The organism is Levilactobacillus yonginensis, assembly GCF_003946265.1.
Classification (GTDB): Bacteria; Bacillota; Bacilli; order Lactobacillales; family Lactobacillaceae; genus Levilactobacillus; species Levilactobacillus yonginensis.
Genome location: NZ_RHNO01000007.1, coordinates 12479 through 31107 on the forward strand (window position 1 = coordinate 12479; position 18629 = coordinate 31107).

Sequence of the window (18629 nt, forward strand, 5' to 3'; positions counted from 1 at the left end):
ACTTTAGTTTCGTCCCTCCGTTTGGTGACTCTCAATTTCTTGAATTTGGTCACGTAATCCTTGAATCTGTTCATCATAGGCCTGCTGTTCGTCTTCGGACAGAACCAGATTAGTCAAATGTTTAACGCCACTGGTATTTACCAGGACCGGCGTTGCAGCCGCATATACTGGTTTCTCAGCCTGAATATTGCTGACTGCCACAATGAGTGGTTGCTCGGCTAACACACCCCTTAGCAGGCGAATAAGCCCCATAAAACGCAAGGTAACTTGCTGCTCCATTGCCTCACGGTGTAACCAGGTAGCCATTTTGCTCAAATCTTCTGCACTAAATCCAGCATCTTCATTGGCTAAATACATCAAAATGGGTGCCGGACCTACGTACGTTCTACTCCAAGCCACGATTGGATCCACGGCCGTTCCAACGACAGCGGCCTGAATGGCGGTAGCGCCGACGCCGAGTCGTTCAGCCAACCGATATGTCAGTAACCGGGTCAGTGGGTAGGTTCCCAAGCCCCAAATTTGATTAGGCTGCAAACCGGATAACTTCCAGGCAAAGTACGTCATCAATTCATCTTGAGCCCCACAGAAGATTAATTGGCCCTTAAACCCGTTCTCCACAATTCTATTCATCAACACGCGCAGTTCAGCTACGGAAGTCGTAGCCTCGGTCTCAGCTTCATATCGGTCCAAAACGACCAACCAAGTGGCCTGACCGTAATCCGCAGCCGTTCCAACCCGTACGCTCAGATGCGGACAGATGGCGCTGGCCACCACGAGCGGCTGATAACGTGGCGTATCGTCAGTCGTATTCGGCATCACAACCACATCCAACGGCAGGTCAGTGATCAACAACTGCTGAATCAATTGACTGGCCTCTTCATAGTTCCCTTGAATCATTAAAATCGGCTTCATGGTGACCCTCCCTTTTGACGAAAATGTAAACATGATTCCATTATAAGTGAACCTACCGGGATAGCAAGTTGTTACGCCTATTTTGCCAAAGTGCTTAGCGGTAATGACAGGACGCCCCTCTCACAACGACTACTCATGTACGGATGCACAACAACTGCTCACCTGTATTGAAAAACCAAATGAACACACGAAAAAGGACCACCATCTCTGGCAGTCCTTTTGTAACACATGTTTGTTTACCAAGAATCTTAGACGTGGGTTGGCAGACCCATAGCAATATCAGCAGATTCCTGAATAGGTTCGTTCAACGTTGGGTGTGGGTGAATGGTCAAAGCAACGTCTTCAACGTTCATGCCGTCGTTAACGATGATTGACATTTCACCAGCCATCGTGCTGGCTTCAAAGCCAACCGCTTCGGCACCAACAACGTTCTTGTTGTCGTCATCCGTGTAGATGAGACGGAAGAAGCCATCTGGCGCATCCAATGAAACGGCACGGGCGTTCCCAGCAAATGGGAACTTAGCCGTCTTGACCTTGATACCCTTGTCCTTGGCAGCAGCTTCACTGTAACCAACAGTTGCAATTTCAGGGTCAGAGAAGCAAACAGCTGGAACACTTAACCAGTCATTAGCAGTCTTTTCACCAGAGATAGCACCGGCAGCAGTCTTAGCTTCAGCAAAGGCCTTGTGAGCCAATGCAGCACCAGGAACAACGTCACCAACAGCCCAGATGTGTTCTGAGGCCGTCCGACCTTGGTTATCAACTTCGATCAAACCACGATCGTTCAACTTAACCTTGGTGTATTCAAGACCCAAGGTATCAGTGTTAGGCTTACGTCCAACGGTGACCATGCAGTAGTCAGCCTTGATCGTCGTTTCCTTGCCATCTACGGCATAGGTAACGCTAACACTCTTGTCATCCTGTTCGGACTTCTTAGCCATCGCATTCGTGATGACGTCGACGCCCTTCTTCTTAAGCTTCTTAAGAACAACGGAAACCATGTCCTTAGCAAAGTTAGGCAGAATTGACTTCGTTCCTTCAATGATCGTTACGTGAGCGCCCAAGCTAGCGTATGCACCAGCAAGTTCAGTCCCAACGTATCCACCACCGATAACAACGAATTCCTTAGGGATTTCAGGCAAGTTCAAGCCACCAGTTGAGTCCACGACCCGGCCTTCAAATTTGAAGTTAGGAATCTGGATTGGGTGACTCCCGGTTGCAATAATCAAGTTATTGTATTCGAAAGTCTGACCCGTATCGGTTGACATGAATTGCTTTTCACCCGTAGGCATAACCCGAAGTTGGGTGTCGCTCAAGAAGACAGCTTCACCGTTAACAACGTCAACGTGATGCTTCTTCATTAACATTTGGACACCACTGGTCATCCGGTCAACAACCTTGGTTTGTTTCCATTCCTGGGTCTTCTTGAAGTCGATGGTAGCTGACTTCGTTGAGATGCCGTAGGTTGAGCCGTCTTCAGCTTGTTCCAAACGGTGACCCGCTTGAATTAAGGCTTTGGAAGGAACACAGCCAACGTTCAGACATACCCCACCAAGGGTATCGGACTTTTCAATTAAAGTAACCTTTTGACCTAATTCAGAAGCCCGGATAGCGGCAACATATCCGCCGGGGCCGGCACCAATGATGACGGTGTCCTTTTTTTCAACATCTGCCATACTTTCTGTCATCCTTCCATTAACAGCATTTCTGGATCATGCAGCAATGCTTTGAATTTGTTTAAAACGTTTTGAGCTAAGGCACCATCGATTAAACGGTGATCGTAACTCAGGGAAATCTTCAGCATCCGACCAACTGCGATGTCGCCATCTTCGTTGACGTAAGGTGCTTTTTCAATCCGGCCAACACCCAATATAGCAACTTCAGGTTGGTTGATAACTGGTGTAAACCAGCCACCACCGATTGACCCAACGTTACTGATGGTGATTGAACCACCGGACATTGAAGCTGGACTCAACTTGTTGTCGTAAGCAGCTTGTGAGTTTTCAGAGATTTCCTTAGCGATTTCAAACATACCCTTGGAATCAGCTGCCTTGATGTTTGGTACGTAAAGACCATCATCAGTGTTGGTAGCGATACCAATATTGTAGTAGTGCTTGTAAACGATTTCTTGAGTCGTATCGTCAATAGACGCGTTCAATTCAGGGAATTCCTTCATAACGGCAACCAAAGCCTTAACCATGTATGGCAAGAAGGTCAAATGGATACCCTTGTCAGCAGCGGCTTCCTTGTACTTCTTACGGTTAGCCATCAGAGCTGAAACTTCAACTTCATCAAATGAAGTTACATGAGGAGCAATGTCTTTAGAAGTCCGCATGCTCTTGGCAATAATCTTCCGCATTGGTGACATTGGTTCACGAGTTTCCAGATCTGGATTGTCAGACTTCCAAGGCTTGATAGCTTGACCCGCAGTAGCTTTGCCAGCTGCTGGAGCAGCGGCTGCTGGTGCGGCAGCTTCAGCAGGTGCGGCAGCACCGTTAAAGTTATCGATATCAGCCTTCAGAATTTGGCCATGGTTCCCGGTTGGGGCAACCTGGGTAATGTCGACACCTTTGTCACGGGCATATTGCCGAACAGAAGGCATTGCCATAACCAACTTGTTAGGATCTGAAGCAGCTGGAACACCGGTTGGTGCGGCAGCTGGAGCTGGGGCAGCATCTGCGGCTGGAGCAGCTTCTTCAGCGGGTGCGGCTTCTTCTGCAGGAGCAGCATCAGCAGCGCCACCTAAGTCAGCAGGTGTATCTGAACCGTCATCAATAACAATCAGTGGATCACCGATTTCAACGGTGTCCCCTTCTTGTGCAACAATTTTTGAAATCGTGCCATCAACGGGTGATGGTAATTCTGAAACAGACTTATCGTTTTGGATTTCGACTAACGTGTCGTCTTCCTTAACTGCGTCTCCTTCTTTAACAAGCCATGAAGAAATTTCGCCTTCGGCCATCCCTTCACCAAGCTCTGGGAGTTTGAACGTATAAGCCATGGGAAAACTTCCTTTCTATCTCCTAATGCAGGATGTCTCCCACATTGTTTTTTGTGTTTTTTAAGTTAAGTTTAAATTAGTAGTTGAAAATTTCGCGAGCCTTAGCTTCGATATCGTCTGAGTTTGGAATCCAGTCGTTTTCAGCTTGGGCAAATGGGTAAACACTATCTGGGGCAGCAACCCGGCCGATAGGTGCATCCAAGGACATGATCTTTTCTTCAGCAATGTCAGATGCAACGACTGCACCAACACCAGCCATCCGTTGTGCTTCTTGGACGATAACGACCTTGTGAGTCTTATCAACGGAAGCAAAGATGGTATCCGTGTCAATTGGAGACAGTGAACGCAAGTCAATAACTTCGGCAGAAATGTTGTCTTTTGCCAGAGCATCAGCAGCAGTCAAAGCTTCGTTAACTTCAGCACTGTAGGCAACGATAGTGATATCAGTACCTTCGCGAACAACCTTAGCGGAGTCCAATGGAACAGTGTACTTTTCATCTGGAACTTCATCCTTCATTGAACGGTAAAGTTTCAAGTTTTCCATGAACAGAACTGGGTCATCACTTTCAACAGCGGAGATAACTAAGCCCTTAGCATCGTATGGGTTAGATGGGGTAACAACCCGCAGCCCAGGAGTGCTAGTGAAGTAGTTTTCCAAGTTGTCGGCATGCATTTCAGCGGTATGAGTCCCACCACCAAATGGTGTCCGTACAGTAACAGGGAAGTTCTTTTGTCCACCAAACCGGTAGTGATCACGAGCCAATTGGCCAACAATCCCATCCATTGCTTCGAAAGTGAAGCCCATGAATTGGATTTCTGGAATTGGACGCCAGCCAGTTAAGGATAAACCAATAGCTAAACCAAGAATCCCAGATTCAGCTAATGGCGTATCGAATACCCGGTCTTCACCGTACTTGTCTTGCAAGTCAACAGTCGTCCGGAACACACCACCGTTTTTACCAACGTCTTCACCGAAGATCAGGGTCTTAGGATCGTCGCCTAAGACTTGATCCAATCCGGAAGTGATCGCTTTGATATACGTCATTTTAGCCATGATTACTTCGACTCCTTTGCTTCAAATTCTGCAATTTGTTTCTTAACTGCTGGAGTAGGAACGTTGTAAGTCCACTTCAAGAAGTCAGAAACCTTTTGTGCAGGAGCTGCTTCAGCTTCCTTCATTGCTTCCTTGAATTCGTCTTTGTATTGATCAACTAACTTGTCTTCGTCAGCTTGTGACCAAAGACCCTTGTCAGAAAGAACTTTACGGAAACGAATCAATGGATCAGCATCGAACCAAGGCTTTTCTTCTTCCTTAGTCCGGTAACGTGAAGGATCATCACCGGCAGATGAGTGCGCACCGAAACGGTAAGTTAACGTTTCAATAACGACAGGCCCATTACCAGCAGCAGCGTATTCCCGAGCAGCTTCAGCAACTTCGTGAACCGCAATGATATCCATCCCATCAACTTGGACGGAAGGAACACCCATGGCAACGGCTTTTTGTGCCAAAGTTTCGGCAGCCGTTTGCTTGCGACGAGGAACTGAAATTGCCCAGCCGTTGTTTTGAACAAAGAAGACAGCGGGTGCTTGGTAAGCACTGGCGAAGTTAACCCCTTCATACCAGTCCCCTTGTGAAGTACCACCATCACCGGTGTAAGCAAAGGCGACACGATCTTCGTCCTTGTTCTTCTTGATACCTAAAGCAACACCGGCAGTTTCAACATATTGTGCCCCGATAATAATTTGTGGGAATAACATGTTAGGATTTTCATGTTGATTACCTTCAACATGACCCTTGGACCATAAGAAACCTTTTGCAACGGTAGTACCGTGTTGAATCATTTGTGGTAAATCACGGTAAGCAGGTAATAGGAAGTCTTGTTCCTTAAATGCAGAAACACTTCCCATTTCACTGGCTTCCTCACCGGCGGTTGGAGCATAGAAACCGAGACGACCCTGACGGGAGAAGTTCATTGTTTGTTCGTGTAACGTACGCTCCCAAACCATTTTCTTCATGAAGTCGACAAGTTGGTCATCTGAATATTTTGCCAACGTGTCTGGATCGACGACCTTACCTTCACGATCGATGACTTGAACCGGGTGCTTGTATGGGTCGGCCATCGTAGCTTTGATCTTGGCAAAGTCTACAATCTGTTTGCTTCCATTAGCCATAAGTAACACTTTCCTTTCACTTAAATATGAAATTGTTAACTAAAGTGAGTCAACGTTGCGTTTCCTGACTACGGTTATAAAGTACCATTTTTTCAGAACCCATGCAAGCCCTTTCATAGCGATTAATAAAGGGATGAGGTGAAATCCCTTGTGGGGCTTGCAGTTAAACGTTTTCGCTTTTTTTGAAAAAAGAAAGCGTTTTCTTTTCATTTCATGTTTTTTTCGTGTTATGTTACAATGTAGAATATCTAGATTTTATTAGCGGAGGTAATTGCTCTTGTTTCTCATGAAAGATATCGTCCGTGACGGTGACCCCGTCTTACGGCAAGAAGCTGCAGATGTTAAATTTCCGCTCTCAGCGGAAGACCAACAACTTGCAAAAGACTTAATGGAATACTTAGTTGTTTCGCAAGATCCAGAACAATGTAAGAAATATGGGTTGCGGGCCGGTGTCGGCTTAGCCGCTCCCCAAGTCGGTGTCTCTGAGAAGATGGCATCCGTTCTGGTCCCTGCCCCCGAAGGCAGCGACAAGTCACCCTTCACTGATGTCATCATTAATCCAGTGATCATCTCGGAATCCGTTCAAGCGGGTGCCTTGACTGAAGGTGAAGGTTGTCTGTCCGTAGACAAAGACGTTCCTGGCTTTGTTCCTCGTCATGACCGCATCACCCTGCGGTATTACGACGTTAATGGTGAAAAACACCAGGTTCGCCTAAAAAACTACCCCGCCATCGTGTGCCAACATGAAATTGACCACTTGCACGGGACCCTCTTCTACGACCATATCAGTAAGGATGAACCCTTCGGCCGTGATGAAGACATGATTATGATTGAGTAGTTTCTATAGAGTATGTGCAAAAAAGGTGTGACCGAAAAATTCGGTCACACCTTTTTTACCGCCATAATGCCATCAATTCGCAGTTTATCTTGCTCACTAACGAACAAAATAATCCTGTTTCTACCATTGTATAACTAGTGTTCTGAATCACCCAATTTTTTTAAATCTTTGAGGTACTCCACCGTTGATTCATTCATCAAATAGGCCACGTCGATATGTAACCGATCTTCGTACACCCAAATGTCACTGACCACAAAGGCTGAGCCGGAAACCACGGACTTGATCTGATGATCTGCACTAAAGCTAGCCAAGGCATCATTAAAGGCCTGCTCTAGCTCCGGCAACCGTCGTTCGACATCCATTCCGATGGGCATCGCATACTCAAACGCCATGACGCCGCGGCCCCAGACATCCGCCACTGTTTCAGCCGAGCTAATCTTACACTCCTCTTCCGTCAACACATCTTCATTGACCAGTCGCTGTAACGCGGCCTTAAACGCCACGTCAGTCTCATTTTGAGCCGAATAACGAACCATTCGGGTTGCCCGTTGGACAATCATGTGGTGAATCATTTCATAAATAATGAAGGCAATGACAATGCCGATAATTATTTCCACTGTTAGTGCCATGGCGTCTCCTCCGTTCACTTCATGCTAGTTTAATCATAGCATGTTTTAACGTCTAGGGGTAATTCTATACAATCGGCCCAAACTATGCTAAAATTGTGCTAATTGTTGTGTAAGCAACCCGCAGTTCGGAAGGACATTCATGATTCGCTACAATAGTGTCAAACCGGCGGATTAAATCGTTTAAATTAAAGGAGTTTTGTTAGTGATTTACAAAGTATATTACCAAAACGATAACAAGCGGAATCCTAAGCGCGAGGATACCCACTCTCTCTACTTAGACGCCCCAACGGAAGTTGAAGCACGGGCGTTGGTAGAAGAACACACAGATCACAATATCGAATTCATTGAAGCCATTGAGGGTAAAACCTTGGCTTACGAACAAGAGAATCCGAATTACAAATTAACGGAGTTCGGTGAATGAACAAGTTAAACGTCAAAAATAACGAGACTGCTATCTTTGGCGTGGGTGGACTTGGTGAAATTGGGAAGAACACTTACGGTATCCAATTTCAGGACGAAATTATTCTGATTGATGCCGGAATCAAATTCCCGGAAGACGAACTATTAGGAATCGATTATGTAATTCCCGATTATCAATACCTCGTTGAAAACCAATCCAAGATCAAGGCGCTAGTGATCACCCACGGCCATGAAGACCATATTGGCGGTATCCCGTATTTGCTGAAGGCTTTGAACGTTCCCGTTTACGCGGGGCCCCTGGCCTTGGCACTGATTAAGAACAAACTTGAAGAACACGGATTACTTAAATCGACTGAACTACACACAATTGATGACGACACTGTGCTCAAGTTCCGAAAGATGAGTGTCACCTTCTTCCGGACGACCCACTCAATTCCTGATACTTTGGGGATTGCTGTTCATACGCCGGTTGGGACAATTGTGGAAACGGGTGACTATAAGTTCGACTTAACACCCGTTACGAACCAGCCGCCTGATCTTCAAAAGATGGCCAAACTTGGTGCCGATGGTGTTCTGTGTCTCATGTCGGATAGTACCAACGCTGAACGCCCAATTTGGACGAAGTCAGAAAAATGGGTAGGTAAATCTATCCGGAAGATTTTTGACCAAGTTGAGGGTCGAGTCATCTTTGCAACATTCGCTTCAAACATTTCACGGATCGAAACGGCCTGCGAGACGGCCCTCGCCCACGGGCGTAAGATTGCTGTCTTCGGTCGTTCCATGGAAGCTGCCATTGTTAACGGTCGGGAATTGGGTTACCTCAATATTCCGGATGACGCTCTGGTTGATGCCAACACGATTCGCTCAATGCCGGCTAACAAAGTCATGATTCTTTGTACCGGGTCACAGGGTGAACCCATGGCGGCCCTTTCACGGATCGCCAACGGAACTCATCGGCAAATCGCCATTCAACCTGGCGATACGGTCGTCTTCTCCAGTAACCCAATCCCTGGGAACACAATTTCTGTGAACCGGGTGATCAACGAGCTGGAAGAAGCTGGTGCCAACGTTATTCACGGTAAGGTCAACAACATCCATACGTCTGGCCATGGTGGTCAAGAAGAACAGAAGCTGATGCTGCGGCTGATGCAACCTAAATTCTTCATGCCAATTCATGGTGAATACCGGATGTTGAAGATTCATACTGAGCTTGCTGAACAATGTGGTGTCCCACTTGATCACAGCTTCATCCTCCAAAACGGGGATGTCTTGGCCTTGACCAAGGACTCTGCTCGGGTGGCGGGTCACTTCGCCGCTGGTGACGTGTACATCGATGGTTCTGGTATTGGTGATATCGGTAACGTTGTGTTACGTGACCGGCAATTGCTTTCTGAAGAAGGGTTAGTTGTCGTTGTGGCAACCATTGACCTGAAGAATCAGGAAATCAAAGCTGGTCCCGACCTCCTCTCTCGTGGATTCGTCTACATGCGTGAATCTGGCGAGTTGTTAAATGAAGGTCGTCGGCGTGTCTTCCAAACGATTCGGCGGGCGATGCGCAATCCGAAGGCTACCGAAGCTTCCATTCGCAACGCTGTCATTGATGATCTTCAGAACTTCTTATTCGAGAAGACTGAACGGCATCCAATGATTTTACCAATGTTTATTATGACCAAGTAAATTTCATGAGGTGATTGGCTAATGCCAATCACCTTTTTTATGCACTAAATCAATCCTAAAAAGACTCGCAGCCGACTTCCTTGTAGCCTACCCAAAGGAGTCTGATTGTGAGTCAATCAAATCAGTTCTTTCAATTCATTACCAGTCCCCTAGGAAACTGTCACACAGAACCATTAAGAATCAATCACTACCTGTAGAAAACTTATTTTATCGTTTTGATCAAACGTATAGGTATCGGTCCCATGAAATGCAAATAGTTGTCCCATCTGCTTACGTCCAGCAACTGCCCACTCTGCCTGATAGCCATCCTTTGTGGCGACGACGTGGCAAAGATGCCGCAGTTCTTGATTGTCCTTGAAAAAGTTCTCAAAAAAGCGTGCAATTCCACTTGGCGTCTCAACCGTCATACCATTCGCGCTCTTAACAACCGCCTTACTCGAAAAGAGCGCAATTATCGCACTTAATGCCTGTCGATCATTGGATGCCAAGTCTGACAGTTGAAAATACTGCTTAACTATTTCCACTCTTGTATCCATACAGATTCCCCCTCCATAATCACTTAGTTTAGACAAAACCGGCAAGAAGTAAAGAAATCTAAAGATTGAAAAACAAACTGGATTAGGCACTAAGGTTGCATCTTAACTGTCGTCATTTTCTCGGAGGAACAGTTAGCAAGCAATGCTAAAGCTCCGACAATTCACGCAATGTTTCGGCGGTTCAACTGCCTAAATCACGCCAAAGTCTGCATAGTTGCAGGATACATCTTGTTCGGTGCAAAGCCGATACCGCAGCATCTTGTATATAGCAATTCAAAATTTCTTTGATACTGATTGATTCGCGAGTTAAGTCAGCTCTATATCTTGACCGTTCAATGCTCAGAACCGACCGCTAAAAAAAAATTAATCACCCATTATGGCCATTTCTTATAACAAAGGAAAGTTCCTCCGGAATTACTAGGCACCATTGACGTTTTCGTTTATAATGAAATGGACTAAAAATTGAGAGGAGCAGTACGGTGAGTGTCCAGTTCTATATCATCTTAAACGAACATGCGGGAAGTGGCCACGCCGGAACGCTTTGGCCTCAGATTAAAGAGCGTCTCGATGCTGCTCAGGTCTCCTACCAAGTAGCGGTTTCGGAGTACCCCCACCACACCGTGTTATTAAGCGAACAATTCGGTAAACAATTACCGGATGAACCGCATCAAGGATGGGTCGTCCTCGCCGTTGGTGGCGATGGCACCCTCCACGAGGCCATCAATGGCCTCACGCAGCTTCACCGTGAATATCCCATTCCAGTAGCTTACATTCCGATTGGTTCAGGGAACGATTTTGCTCGTGGTGCCGGCATGGCACTTAACTGGCACGAAGCGTTAAACCAAGTGATTCAGTGTACCCACTCGACCAACTATGACATTGGGACCTACAACGAAACGATCAAGCAGGAACGTGGTGTTTTCACCAATAATCTTGGTATTGGTTTCGATGCCGCCATCATCTCCCAAGCGAACCAGTCGCGGGCAAAAGTTTGGCTCAATAAACATCATCTGGGGTCGCTTTCGTACCTGGCCTCTGCTCTGAGCGTGTACTACAACCAAACTGGCTTCACCTTGACCGTGCACGTTGGCAATCGGCGGGATATCTACCCGCACGCCTTCTTGGTTACCACGACCAATCACCCCTACTTTGGGGGCGGCGTTGGCATTGCACCTAACGCCAAAATCACCGATCACAAACTTCATTTAGTCGTTATTGAAAAACCAAATTTCTTCAAATTGCTCTGGCTAGCTTTACGGCTCGTATTTAAGCGTCATTTGTCGTCTAAGGCCGTTCACTACTATCAGGCATCACGAGTCCACCTAACCGTCCCAGCCATCGAATATGGCCAGTTAGACGGTGAAGAGATGGGTGGTCGCTTCTTCGACGTGTACGCTGGCGTTGAACAGTACCCATTTTGGTTCGATATCACGATTTAGTCACAAAAAAAGCCTCACCATCAATCATTGATGGTGAGGCTTTTTTTGTGAGTTATTTGACCCACTCACAGGTTTAATTTAGTCTTCAGAAGCTTCCATAGCTTCCAGAATCATGTCCAGCTGAGCGCACTTATTGGACAAGTCATTCATTTCTTTCCCAAACTGGGGTTCAATTAGAACCGTGTCAGCACTAGAATGAACACTTTCGGATTCCTTCCGTTTTAACGTAGCCAGCTGTGAATTAGCCCGCCGATACTCTTCCAGAATCTCAATTCGATTACTCACCTTTAACAACTCCTCTTGATTTAATGATATTGTGGTTCAGTTTCTCACCTCGTGGTAGAAACTTAAACATCTTTACTGAACCGTAATTCGATGTCACTACAATATCACCAAACATTTGGATTTGCAAGAAGATTGTGAAAAGTTTTGTGCCCCACATCTTGCGGAGTGTTGCGACTTAAGTTGCCTTCAAATGAACTTTTTTCACAACCAATTAATTCTCAGAAACGGTCGCCCTTTTGAAAACGATTACTTGACCGTCCCGGCAAAGGATGGCATGAAGTACTTGCTAAGGGATTGGACCTTTACATTTTGACCAGGAGCTGGTGCGTGAACGTATTGGTTGTTCCCTAAGTAAATGGCATCGTGATAACTAGCACCCTTGCTTCCCCAGAATAAAATATCTCCTGGTTGTGCATTGGCTACAGAGTGCGTTGAGACACGGCTTTCTTGTGAAACTGTGTTATGTGGCAAACTCACGCCGTTCGCATGAGCATAAACGTAAGCCACTAAGCCAGAACAATCCATCCCACTTAATGATGAACCGCCCCAAACGTAAGGAATGCTTGCGGTGGACAACTTCAAAGCTAAACTCGTAACAGAGCCTGAGGTTAAACCAGCTGTGTTGGCTGGTTTGGTATTGCTAGAAGTCTTAACTGCGGCCGTCGAACTACTACTTTGCGTGGTAGCAGAGCTACTAGACGTTGCTGCTGATTGCGCCACAGCAGAACGGGTAGTCGTCTTGATCCGTTTCTTAGTTGTCTTAGTCGATTGGGCCGAAGTCGTAGCCGTCGCATTTTGACTACCGGTTTGCGTGGTAGTACTGGACGTTGCAGCTGATTGGCTGGTTGATGGTGCGACAGCCGCACGCGTCGTTTTCGGTGCAACAGATGTGGACGACTGGGTCGATTGCTGACTAGTAGCTGATGACTGAACGCTTGCCTGAGTCGTTGACTTTTGTGGCGTCGATTGACTCGTTGCCGTGGCACTTGACCCTGAAGATGCAACTGACTGGCTTTGTGTCGTAGCTGGTTGGCTCTGGCTTTGGCTCACAGTCGTTGATTGACTGGCACTAGAACTTGGTGCTGCCTTCGTCAAAGCTGCTCGTGAAGGTGCCTGTGTAGCTGATGATGTTGATGCTTGTTGGTGCTTGTACGTACTGGTACTAGTAGATTGCGTAGAAGATTGGCTCTGACTAGCAGCCTGGCTCTGTGACTGTGATGAAGAACCAGTTACAGAACTGGCACTGGAAGTCTTAGTGTTAGAGCTCCCCGTCGTAGCGGGCGCTTGCTTTTGTTGCTGCTTGCTAGCTGCTGCCTGTTGTGCGGCAACAATTTGTGCTTGAACGGCAGCGGCCTTTTGAGTCGATTGCCGGGTTGCACTAGGGGTTGCTTGAGTACTCTGGTTAGTTTGTGCGGTCTTAGTGGCACTAGATGGGATGATCAAGTTTTGACCAACACTTAACGTGTCACCTGACAACCCATTGGCCTTCTGTAATTGTGCGACTGTTAAGTGGTAAGTCTGTGCAAGATCCCAAAGAGTATCCCCAGACTTTACCGTATATGATTGCTGACTATTCTTAGCTGATTTAACCTGTAACCGTTGCCCAACAAAAATCAGGTCAGTCTTAGCGTCGATTGAATTCTGTTGTTCTAAATCTGAAATAGAGACATTGTACTTTTGAGAAAGGTCCCAAACGGTGTCCCCTTGTTGAACTTTGATGCTATCTGCGTTTGCGGTGATCGTGGCCCCAGCGGCAAATGCGCCAATGGCACCGACGACCCCAACGACTGCTTTAGTTGTTCGTTGTCCTGTACTCATCTTTACCAACACGTCCTTTTATGACTTTAGATTTCAAAAACAGCGTGAACGACAACTGCACATCAATCGTGTGACAGTCACGTTCGTTCATACTCAATACGAATCACAAATTCATATTACCACACGTTTTCCCAGTTTCTTGTGAATTATTAAGGAAATATTAACGGATTTTAGGCCAAGAACATGTATTCCCCGTAATCGTTTTCACGAGATTGTTGTCTTTTAAAAGCCTATTATATCAAGGAACTATTCTTGTTAGCTAGCAAACGTTAGTTCTTTTGCCTGATGAATCCAAACACAATTATTTAGTTGACAGCGGCAGCGTTTTCATCCGGTTGGTCAAATTGCAAAATACAAGTTGTTCTCGATGTCGCTTTCTGTACATTACAACTAAATCATTTCAGCCAGACTTTGTGAAATAAAATTTTCTGCACAAAAAAACGGGCGTCTTTACGCCCGTTTATTAGTTATCTCACCGTTCCGGTGACTTTTAATTGCCTAATCCTTTAAAGAAATTAACGATGCTGTTCCAAATTCTCACAATGAAATTCTCAGCTTTTTGGGCATCAGCACTGTTTGCAAAGTCTTTCACACCCGCCATTTTATTGCCAATACTGTTGGCTAGACTATTTGCCACATTTGTTACATTGGTGACGTAACTCTTACTCGTAGAAACTGGGGCTTGTTGCACCTTGCTCAAAGCTACCGCGATATTGGTAATCTGTGTTGAACTGGTATTATCAGAAATTCCCCGTTTAGCCAAGGCCTTGTTCAACATGTCTTCAATGTCCGACTTGGTTGCCAAGTCGTTACCGTTCTGGCGTTGTTTAGCCAAATCAGAGGAAACATCCCCTACGGCAGCCATCAGCTTCCCAGGGTACTTCTTGTCACTACTGTTTGAATCAATGGCTGGTTGAGTCGCATCCAGCACACCGTTTGCTGCTTGCGTGTTTTCTGAATTCAGCGTTAAACCATCGGCTGCCAGAGCTTTATAAACTCCAGTCAGCGCTGACTCACCAGAAACGGACTTATCGGCCGTGACCGTGATAATCACGTCCTTAACCCCGGCCATCGTGGCAACCATCGCATATTGCTGAGAGGTCACTTCTGTAATGTTATTACTACCATTGTAGTTGGCAATGTTGACTTTGACGCCGGTACCAGGGTCCGCTGGTGCTAACGCCACGGAACTGATCATACTGGCATCGGTCGTCCCAGCTGAATTCAGATACTTCGCGTAATCACTACCGGAAGCGGTCAACGACGTATAATTAGACTTAACGCCCAACGCGTTTGAAACGGTATCCTTGTCCTCGCTAGCCAATCCAGCGCCGTAAACCACGTACGCCTTGGAGAGTGCCTTGGTCTGAACGGTACTGCCACTATCAGACGAAGTGCTGTCACCAGTTGTGCTACTCGTCGTATCTGCAGTGTCCGCTGTATCGGCGTGGACCCGAACGGTACTACCACCAATTCCCACAGCCAAAACGGCGGCTGCAAGTCCTAAAATAACGTGTTTGAGTTTCATCATGATTCCTCTCTTTTCACTTTTTTCTTAATCGATTCCCTTAAGCTGAGTATAGCATGGACCGTGTAGCTGACCGCATTTTAGCCCAGACCTTAGAGAATTCTTCAGACTTGAAATTATTGCCAGAACCGCCGTGCACCAGCATATTCAGCCGCAAATTTCGGTGTTGTCAGAGAGGTTAACCGGACGTTTTCGCCCGGTTTAGGTGCGTGTAAGACCTGTCCGCTACCTGCATAGAGTCCGACGTGGTGAATTGCCCCCGTACCATGTTCCCGGGCAAAGAAGACGAGGTCCCCAGCCGCCAACGCCTCTGGGGCGATGGGATAACCATTCGCAAACTGGTCTTGAGCATCTCGCGGTACCGTGTATCCCAGCGCTCGATGTAAGGCGTAAACTAAACCAGAACAATCAAACCCTTGTGGGGTAATGCCACCCCACAGGTACGGCGTATCAATGAACTGTTTGCCTAGCGTTAATAACCGACTGCCATCATCGGCACCAGTAACGCCCAGCTTAGCAGCACTCGCCGAAATCCAGCCGCGGCCTAAGGGCGTCACTACTTGAATCCACTCTGAATCTTGGCCAGTGGTCGTCAAAATCGTGCCCAATGGTAACTGCGCAATCGGTTGACGGTCACCGTCAAGTAAAGGTGTTTCAGGTTGTACGAGCCGGACCGTGGTCGTGGGATATTCCAGTTCTTCGTCGTCAGCAGTCATCTGTGATAATGGTAACCAGCCTGGATACCCCCGCCGCTCTTGACGATTATCTTGACGCTTAACAAAGACATGAGCCCAGTCACCTTCAACCCGATCCAAGACGACGCGGTCGTTGAATAATGCCTCGGTAACAATACAGTCTTGATCAGATAGGCGCTCCTGGTCTGCAGGCTGCAAGCTCGCTAACCATTTGGTCAAATCGCCATCTTGTATGTAGTCTTGATCCACTTCAGTTACAGCAGTCGGCGCTGACCAAACCAGTGCCGTCGGAACCTTGATCCGTCTAATTTCCATTAAAACCGCCTCCAGTGTCTTTACGTCCAATATACCAATAATTTCGAAAACTTACTAGTTGAGGACGTGACTTTCTTTAAATCCGGTCCGAAAAAAAGAGCATCTGGCTCTCAGTCGCAGATACTCTTTCCAGGTTATTTCAGTTGTAGGTAAGCTTGTACGACGGCGTCTGGGGTAAAACCAGCCATCTTCATCACGGCTGGACCATTTCCACTCGCACCAAACTGTTCCTGTAATAAAGCGGTTCCATCAAGTCCGATGTACCTATACCAATCACCACCGCTGGCCATTTCAATGGCTACTCGGCGACGAAGATGGGCTGGCAACACACTCTCACGGTAGTCTGCTGACTGCGCATTGAAGGTCGCCATTCCCGGCATGGAAACGACCCGGACATCGTGGCCCAACGCTAATAATTTTTCCTGTGCTTGTAAGGCTAACTGAACTTCAGAACCAGAAGCCATCAGAATCCCTTCTGCCTCATCCTGAGCATCGGCGACCACGTACGCTCCCCGCTTAACACCGCTCCGAACGCGAGCAGCAGGCTTAGGTAACGTCGGCAACCCCTGACGGGTCAACACGATTGCTGTTGGGTGATCAGTTGCTAGTAGTGCTTCACGCCAAGCGGCGACCGTCTCATTGCCATCGGCTGGCCGATAGACAGTGAGCCCCGGAATCGACCGTAATGCTGCTAATTGTTCCACTGGTTCATGAGTCGGGCCATCCTCACCCACGGCTAATGAATCATGGGTAAAGACGTAAATTACGGGTAGTTGTTGTAGCGCTGCCAAACGAATGGCTGGCTTCATGTAGTCCGAGAAAACAAAGAACGTTGACCCGTAAACTCGGGTCCCACCATGTAGCGCAATACCGTTCATTGCTGCAGCTTCGGCAAATTCCCGCACGCCAAACCACAGGTTACGACCAGTTAGATTATCCGGTGCAAACCGTTCTTCATCGTTGACAGCCGTCTTGTTGGAACTAAAGAGATCGGCGGACCCACCCCACAGGTTTGGACACTGGGCACTCAATTGTTGCAAGACCTCATGACCACTGGCACGTGAGGCCAATGCATCCTTCTTATAATAAGTTGGTAATTGCTGATCTAAGTCAGCTGGAACGGCCTTACTGATACCTTTAGCAAACTGAGCTGCTAATTCAGGCTCCTCATTTGAGTACCGGGCAATGAGATTGGACCATTCCTGATGGCTTGCCCAGCCACGCGACTTGATGGTGGTCATAAACCGTTCGTGAACCGCCGCTGGTACCGTGAAAGGATCGGCATTCCAGTGATAGAATTTCCGAGTTGCTGCTAAATCTTCATCATTTAGTGGTGCGCCGTGAACCTTGTTTGTACCAGCATTAGGACTCCCGGCCCCAATTTCGGTTTTCACTTCAATTAAGGTTGGACCGTCCACATTAGCCTTAGCCGCTTCAATGGCGCGATTAATTGCCGACAAGTCGTTACCATCTTCAACCAACCAGTAGTTCCACCCGTAACTGGTAAAGCGCTGGCCGACATTGTCATGACTAGCATTGGCCAGGGGACCATCGAGTGAAATATCGTTTGAATCATACAACACAATTAGTTTGTTTAAGTTTAACTGGCCCGCTAGGCTAGCAGACTCTGCTGCTACCCCTTCCAGCAGGTCGCCGTCCCCACATAATGCGTAAGTATAGTGATCGACAACATCAAACCCATCTTGATTATAATCCCCGCGCAGATGAGCTTCTGCCATGGCCATCCCCACAGCCATGCCGATTCCTTGCCCTAATGGACCCGTTGTGGCGTCAACACCGGGGGTAACCCCGTACTCTGGATGACCAGGCGTTTTACTACCCAATTGTCGAAAATTCATTAAATCGTCCCGACTCAACGTAAATCCACTGAGGTGCAATAGGCTGTAGAGCATCGCTGAACCGTGACCTGCGGATAAAACAAACCGATCTCGGTTAAACCACTGTGGAAATGAGGGATCCACCCGCAAGTGCCGTGAAAATAGGACGTATGCCATGGGTGCTGCCCCCAATGGCAACCCAGGGTGACCGGAACGAGCCCGCGAAATCATATCCATGCTCAGCATACGAACGGCATTAACCGCTTGCTGATCAGTTTCATCAAAATTAGTCGATTCGGAACGTGTAGCTGTATTCAACATCACAAATAACCTCACTTAATCCGGCCGGACTGACCACGGCCAATCATTTTCGTTATACCAAAGTACAACCTGGTTGGTGGGTAACTACCAACTTTCATAACTATACCAATTAAGCAATTGTAATGCAACTGGTTTTATGAATACTGGTCTATAGCGGTTTAAAAGTCACTTTCCCACTCGTATGAAAATATACCGATTTCACAAT

16 protein-coding genes are annotated in these 18629 nt (G+C 47.1%); 4 read left to right on the forward strand and 12 right to left on the reverse strand.

Going from position 1 to position 18629, the window contains the following annotated elements; all coding sequences use genetic code 11:
* Positions 1–3 precede the first annotated feature (3 nt).
* The 5 genes from EKM87_RS05170 to pdhA all read right to left on the reverse strand — a co-directional run bounded on the left by EKM87_RS05170 (position 4) and on the right by pdhA (position 6085).
* Complete coding sequence (locus EKM87_RS05170; protein WP_125682559.1) at positions 4–912, reverse strand: Rossmann-fold NAD(P)-binding domain-containing protein; 909 nt, start codon at positions 910–912, stop codon at positions 4–6.
* A gap of 248 nt (positions 913–1160) precedes the next feature.
* The gene (lpdA, locus tag EKM87_RS05175; protein ID WP_125682561.1) at positions 1161–2588 is read right to left on the reverse strand and encodes a dihydrolipoyl dehydrogenase; all 1428 of its coding nucleotides are present in this window, start codon (positions 2586–2588) and stop codon (positions 1161–1163) included.
* Between the two features lie 8 nt (positions 2589–2596).
* Positions 2597–3913, reverse strand: a complete 1317-nt coding sequence (locus tag EKM87_RS05180) for a 2-oxo acid dehydrogenase subunit E2 (protein ID WP_125682563.1) — start codon at positions 3911–3913, stop codon at positions 2597–2599.
* A 76-nt stretch (positions 3914–3989) separates the two neighbouring features.
* Positions 3990–4967, reverse strand: coding sequence for an alpha-ketoacid dehydrogenase subunit beta (locus EKM87_RS05185; RefSeq protein ID WP_125682565.1), 978 nt, complete (start codon positions 4965–4967; stop codon positions 3990–3992).
* 2 nt (positions 4968–4969) lie between these two features.
* Positions 4970–6085 carry a pyruvate dehydrogenase (acetyl-transferring) E1 component subunit alpha gene (pdhA, locus tag EKM87_RS05190; protein ID WP_125682567.1) on the reverse strand — a complete coding sequence of 372 codons (1116 nt, stop codon included), beginning with the start codon at positions 6083–6085 and terminating at the stop codon, positions 4970–4972.
* Between the two features lie 277 nt (positions 6086–6362).
* Between pdhA and def the strand changes: the two genes are divergently transcribed.
* The gene (gene def, locus EKM87_RS05195; RefSeq protein ID WP_125682569.1) at positions 6363–6923 is read left to right on the forward strand and encodes a peptide deformylase; all 561 of its coding nucleotides are present in this window, start codon (positions 6363–6365) and stop codon (positions 6921–6923) included.
* 134 nt (positions 6924–7057) lie between these two features.
* Here def and EKM87_RS05200 read toward each other — a convergent pair whose 3' ends face one another.
* On the reverse strand, positions 7058–7552 hold the full coding sequence (locus EKM87_RS05200) for a hypothetical protein (protein ID WP_125682571.1): 495 nt from the start codon (positions 7550–7552) through the stop codon (positions 7058–7060).
* Between the two features lie 202 nt (positions 7553–7754).
* On the opposite strand from EKM87_RS05200, the gene EKM87_RS05205 reads away from it, so the two are divergent.
* Positions 7755–7973, forward strand: coding sequence for a DNA-directed RNA polymerase subunit epsilon (locus tag EKM87_RS05205; protein ID WP_125682573.1), 219 nt, complete (start codon positions 7755–7757; stop codon positions 7971–7973).
* On the forward strand, positions 7970–9649 hold the full coding sequence (gene rnjA, locus EKM87_RS05210; protein ID WP_125682575.1) for a ribonuclease J1: 1680 nt from the start codon (positions 7970–7972) through the stop codon (positions 9647–9649). Before EKM87_RS05205 ends, rnjA begins: the two co-directional genes overlap by 4 nt.
* 173 nt (positions 9650–9822) lie before the next feature.
* Here rnjA and EKM87_RS05215 read toward each other — a convergent pair whose 3' ends face one another.
* On the reverse strand, positions 9823–10185 hold the full coding sequence (locus EKM87_RS05215) for a nuclear transport factor 2 family protein (protein ID WP_125682577.1): 363 nt from the start codon (positions 10183–10185) through the stop codon (positions 9823–9825).
* A 479-nt stretch (positions 10186–10664) separates the two neighbouring features.
* Here EKM87_RS05215 and EKM87_RS05220 point away from each other — a divergent pair, with 479 nt between their 5' ends.
* Positions 10665–11624 carry a diacylglycerol/lipid kinase family protein gene (locus EKM87_RS05220; protein ID WP_125682579.1) on the forward strand — a complete coding sequence of 320 codons (960 nt, stop codon included), beginning with the start codon at positions 10665–10667 and terminating at the stop codon, positions 11622–11624.
* Positions 11625–11702: 78 nt separating this feature from the next.
* Here the strand turns inward: EKM87_RS05220 and EKM87_RS05225 are convergent, their stop codons facing one another.
* The 5 genes from EKM87_RS05225 to tkt all read right to left on the reverse strand — a co-directional run bounded on the left by EKM87_RS05225 (position 11703) and on the right by tkt (position 18424).
* Positions 11703–11909, reverse strand: coding sequence for a hypothetical protein (locus EKM87_RS05225; protein ID WP_125682581.1), 207 nt, complete (start codon positions 11907–11909; stop codon positions 11703–11705).
* Between the two features lie 246 nt (positions 11910–12155).
* On the reverse strand, positions 12156–13727 hold the full coding sequence (locus EKM87_RS05230; RefSeq protein WP_125682583.1) for a LysM peptidoglycan-binding domain-containing protein: 1572 nt from the start codon (positions 13725–13727) through the stop codon (positions 12156–12158).
* Positions 13728–14217: 490 nt separating this feature from the next.
* On the reverse strand, positions 14218–15255 hold the full coding sequence (locus EKM87_RS05235; protein WP_125682585.1) for a DUF1002 domain-containing protein: 1038 nt from the start codon (positions 15253–15255) through the stop codon (positions 14218–14220).
* Between the two features lie 116 nt (positions 15256–15371).
* Positions 15372–16265: a C40 family peptidase gene (locus EKM87_RS05240; protein ID WP_125682587.1), complete on the reverse strand. Its 894-nt coding sequence runs from the start codon at positions 16263–16265 to the stop codon at positions 15372–15374.
* A 134-nt stretch (positions 16266–16399) separates the two neighbouring features.
* Complete coding sequence (gene tkt / locus EKM87_RS05245) at positions 16400–18424, reverse strand: transketolase (protein ID WP_125682589.1); 2025 nt, start codon at positions 18422–18424, stop codon at positions 16400–16402.
* Positions 18425–18629: the final 205 nt, after the last annotated feature.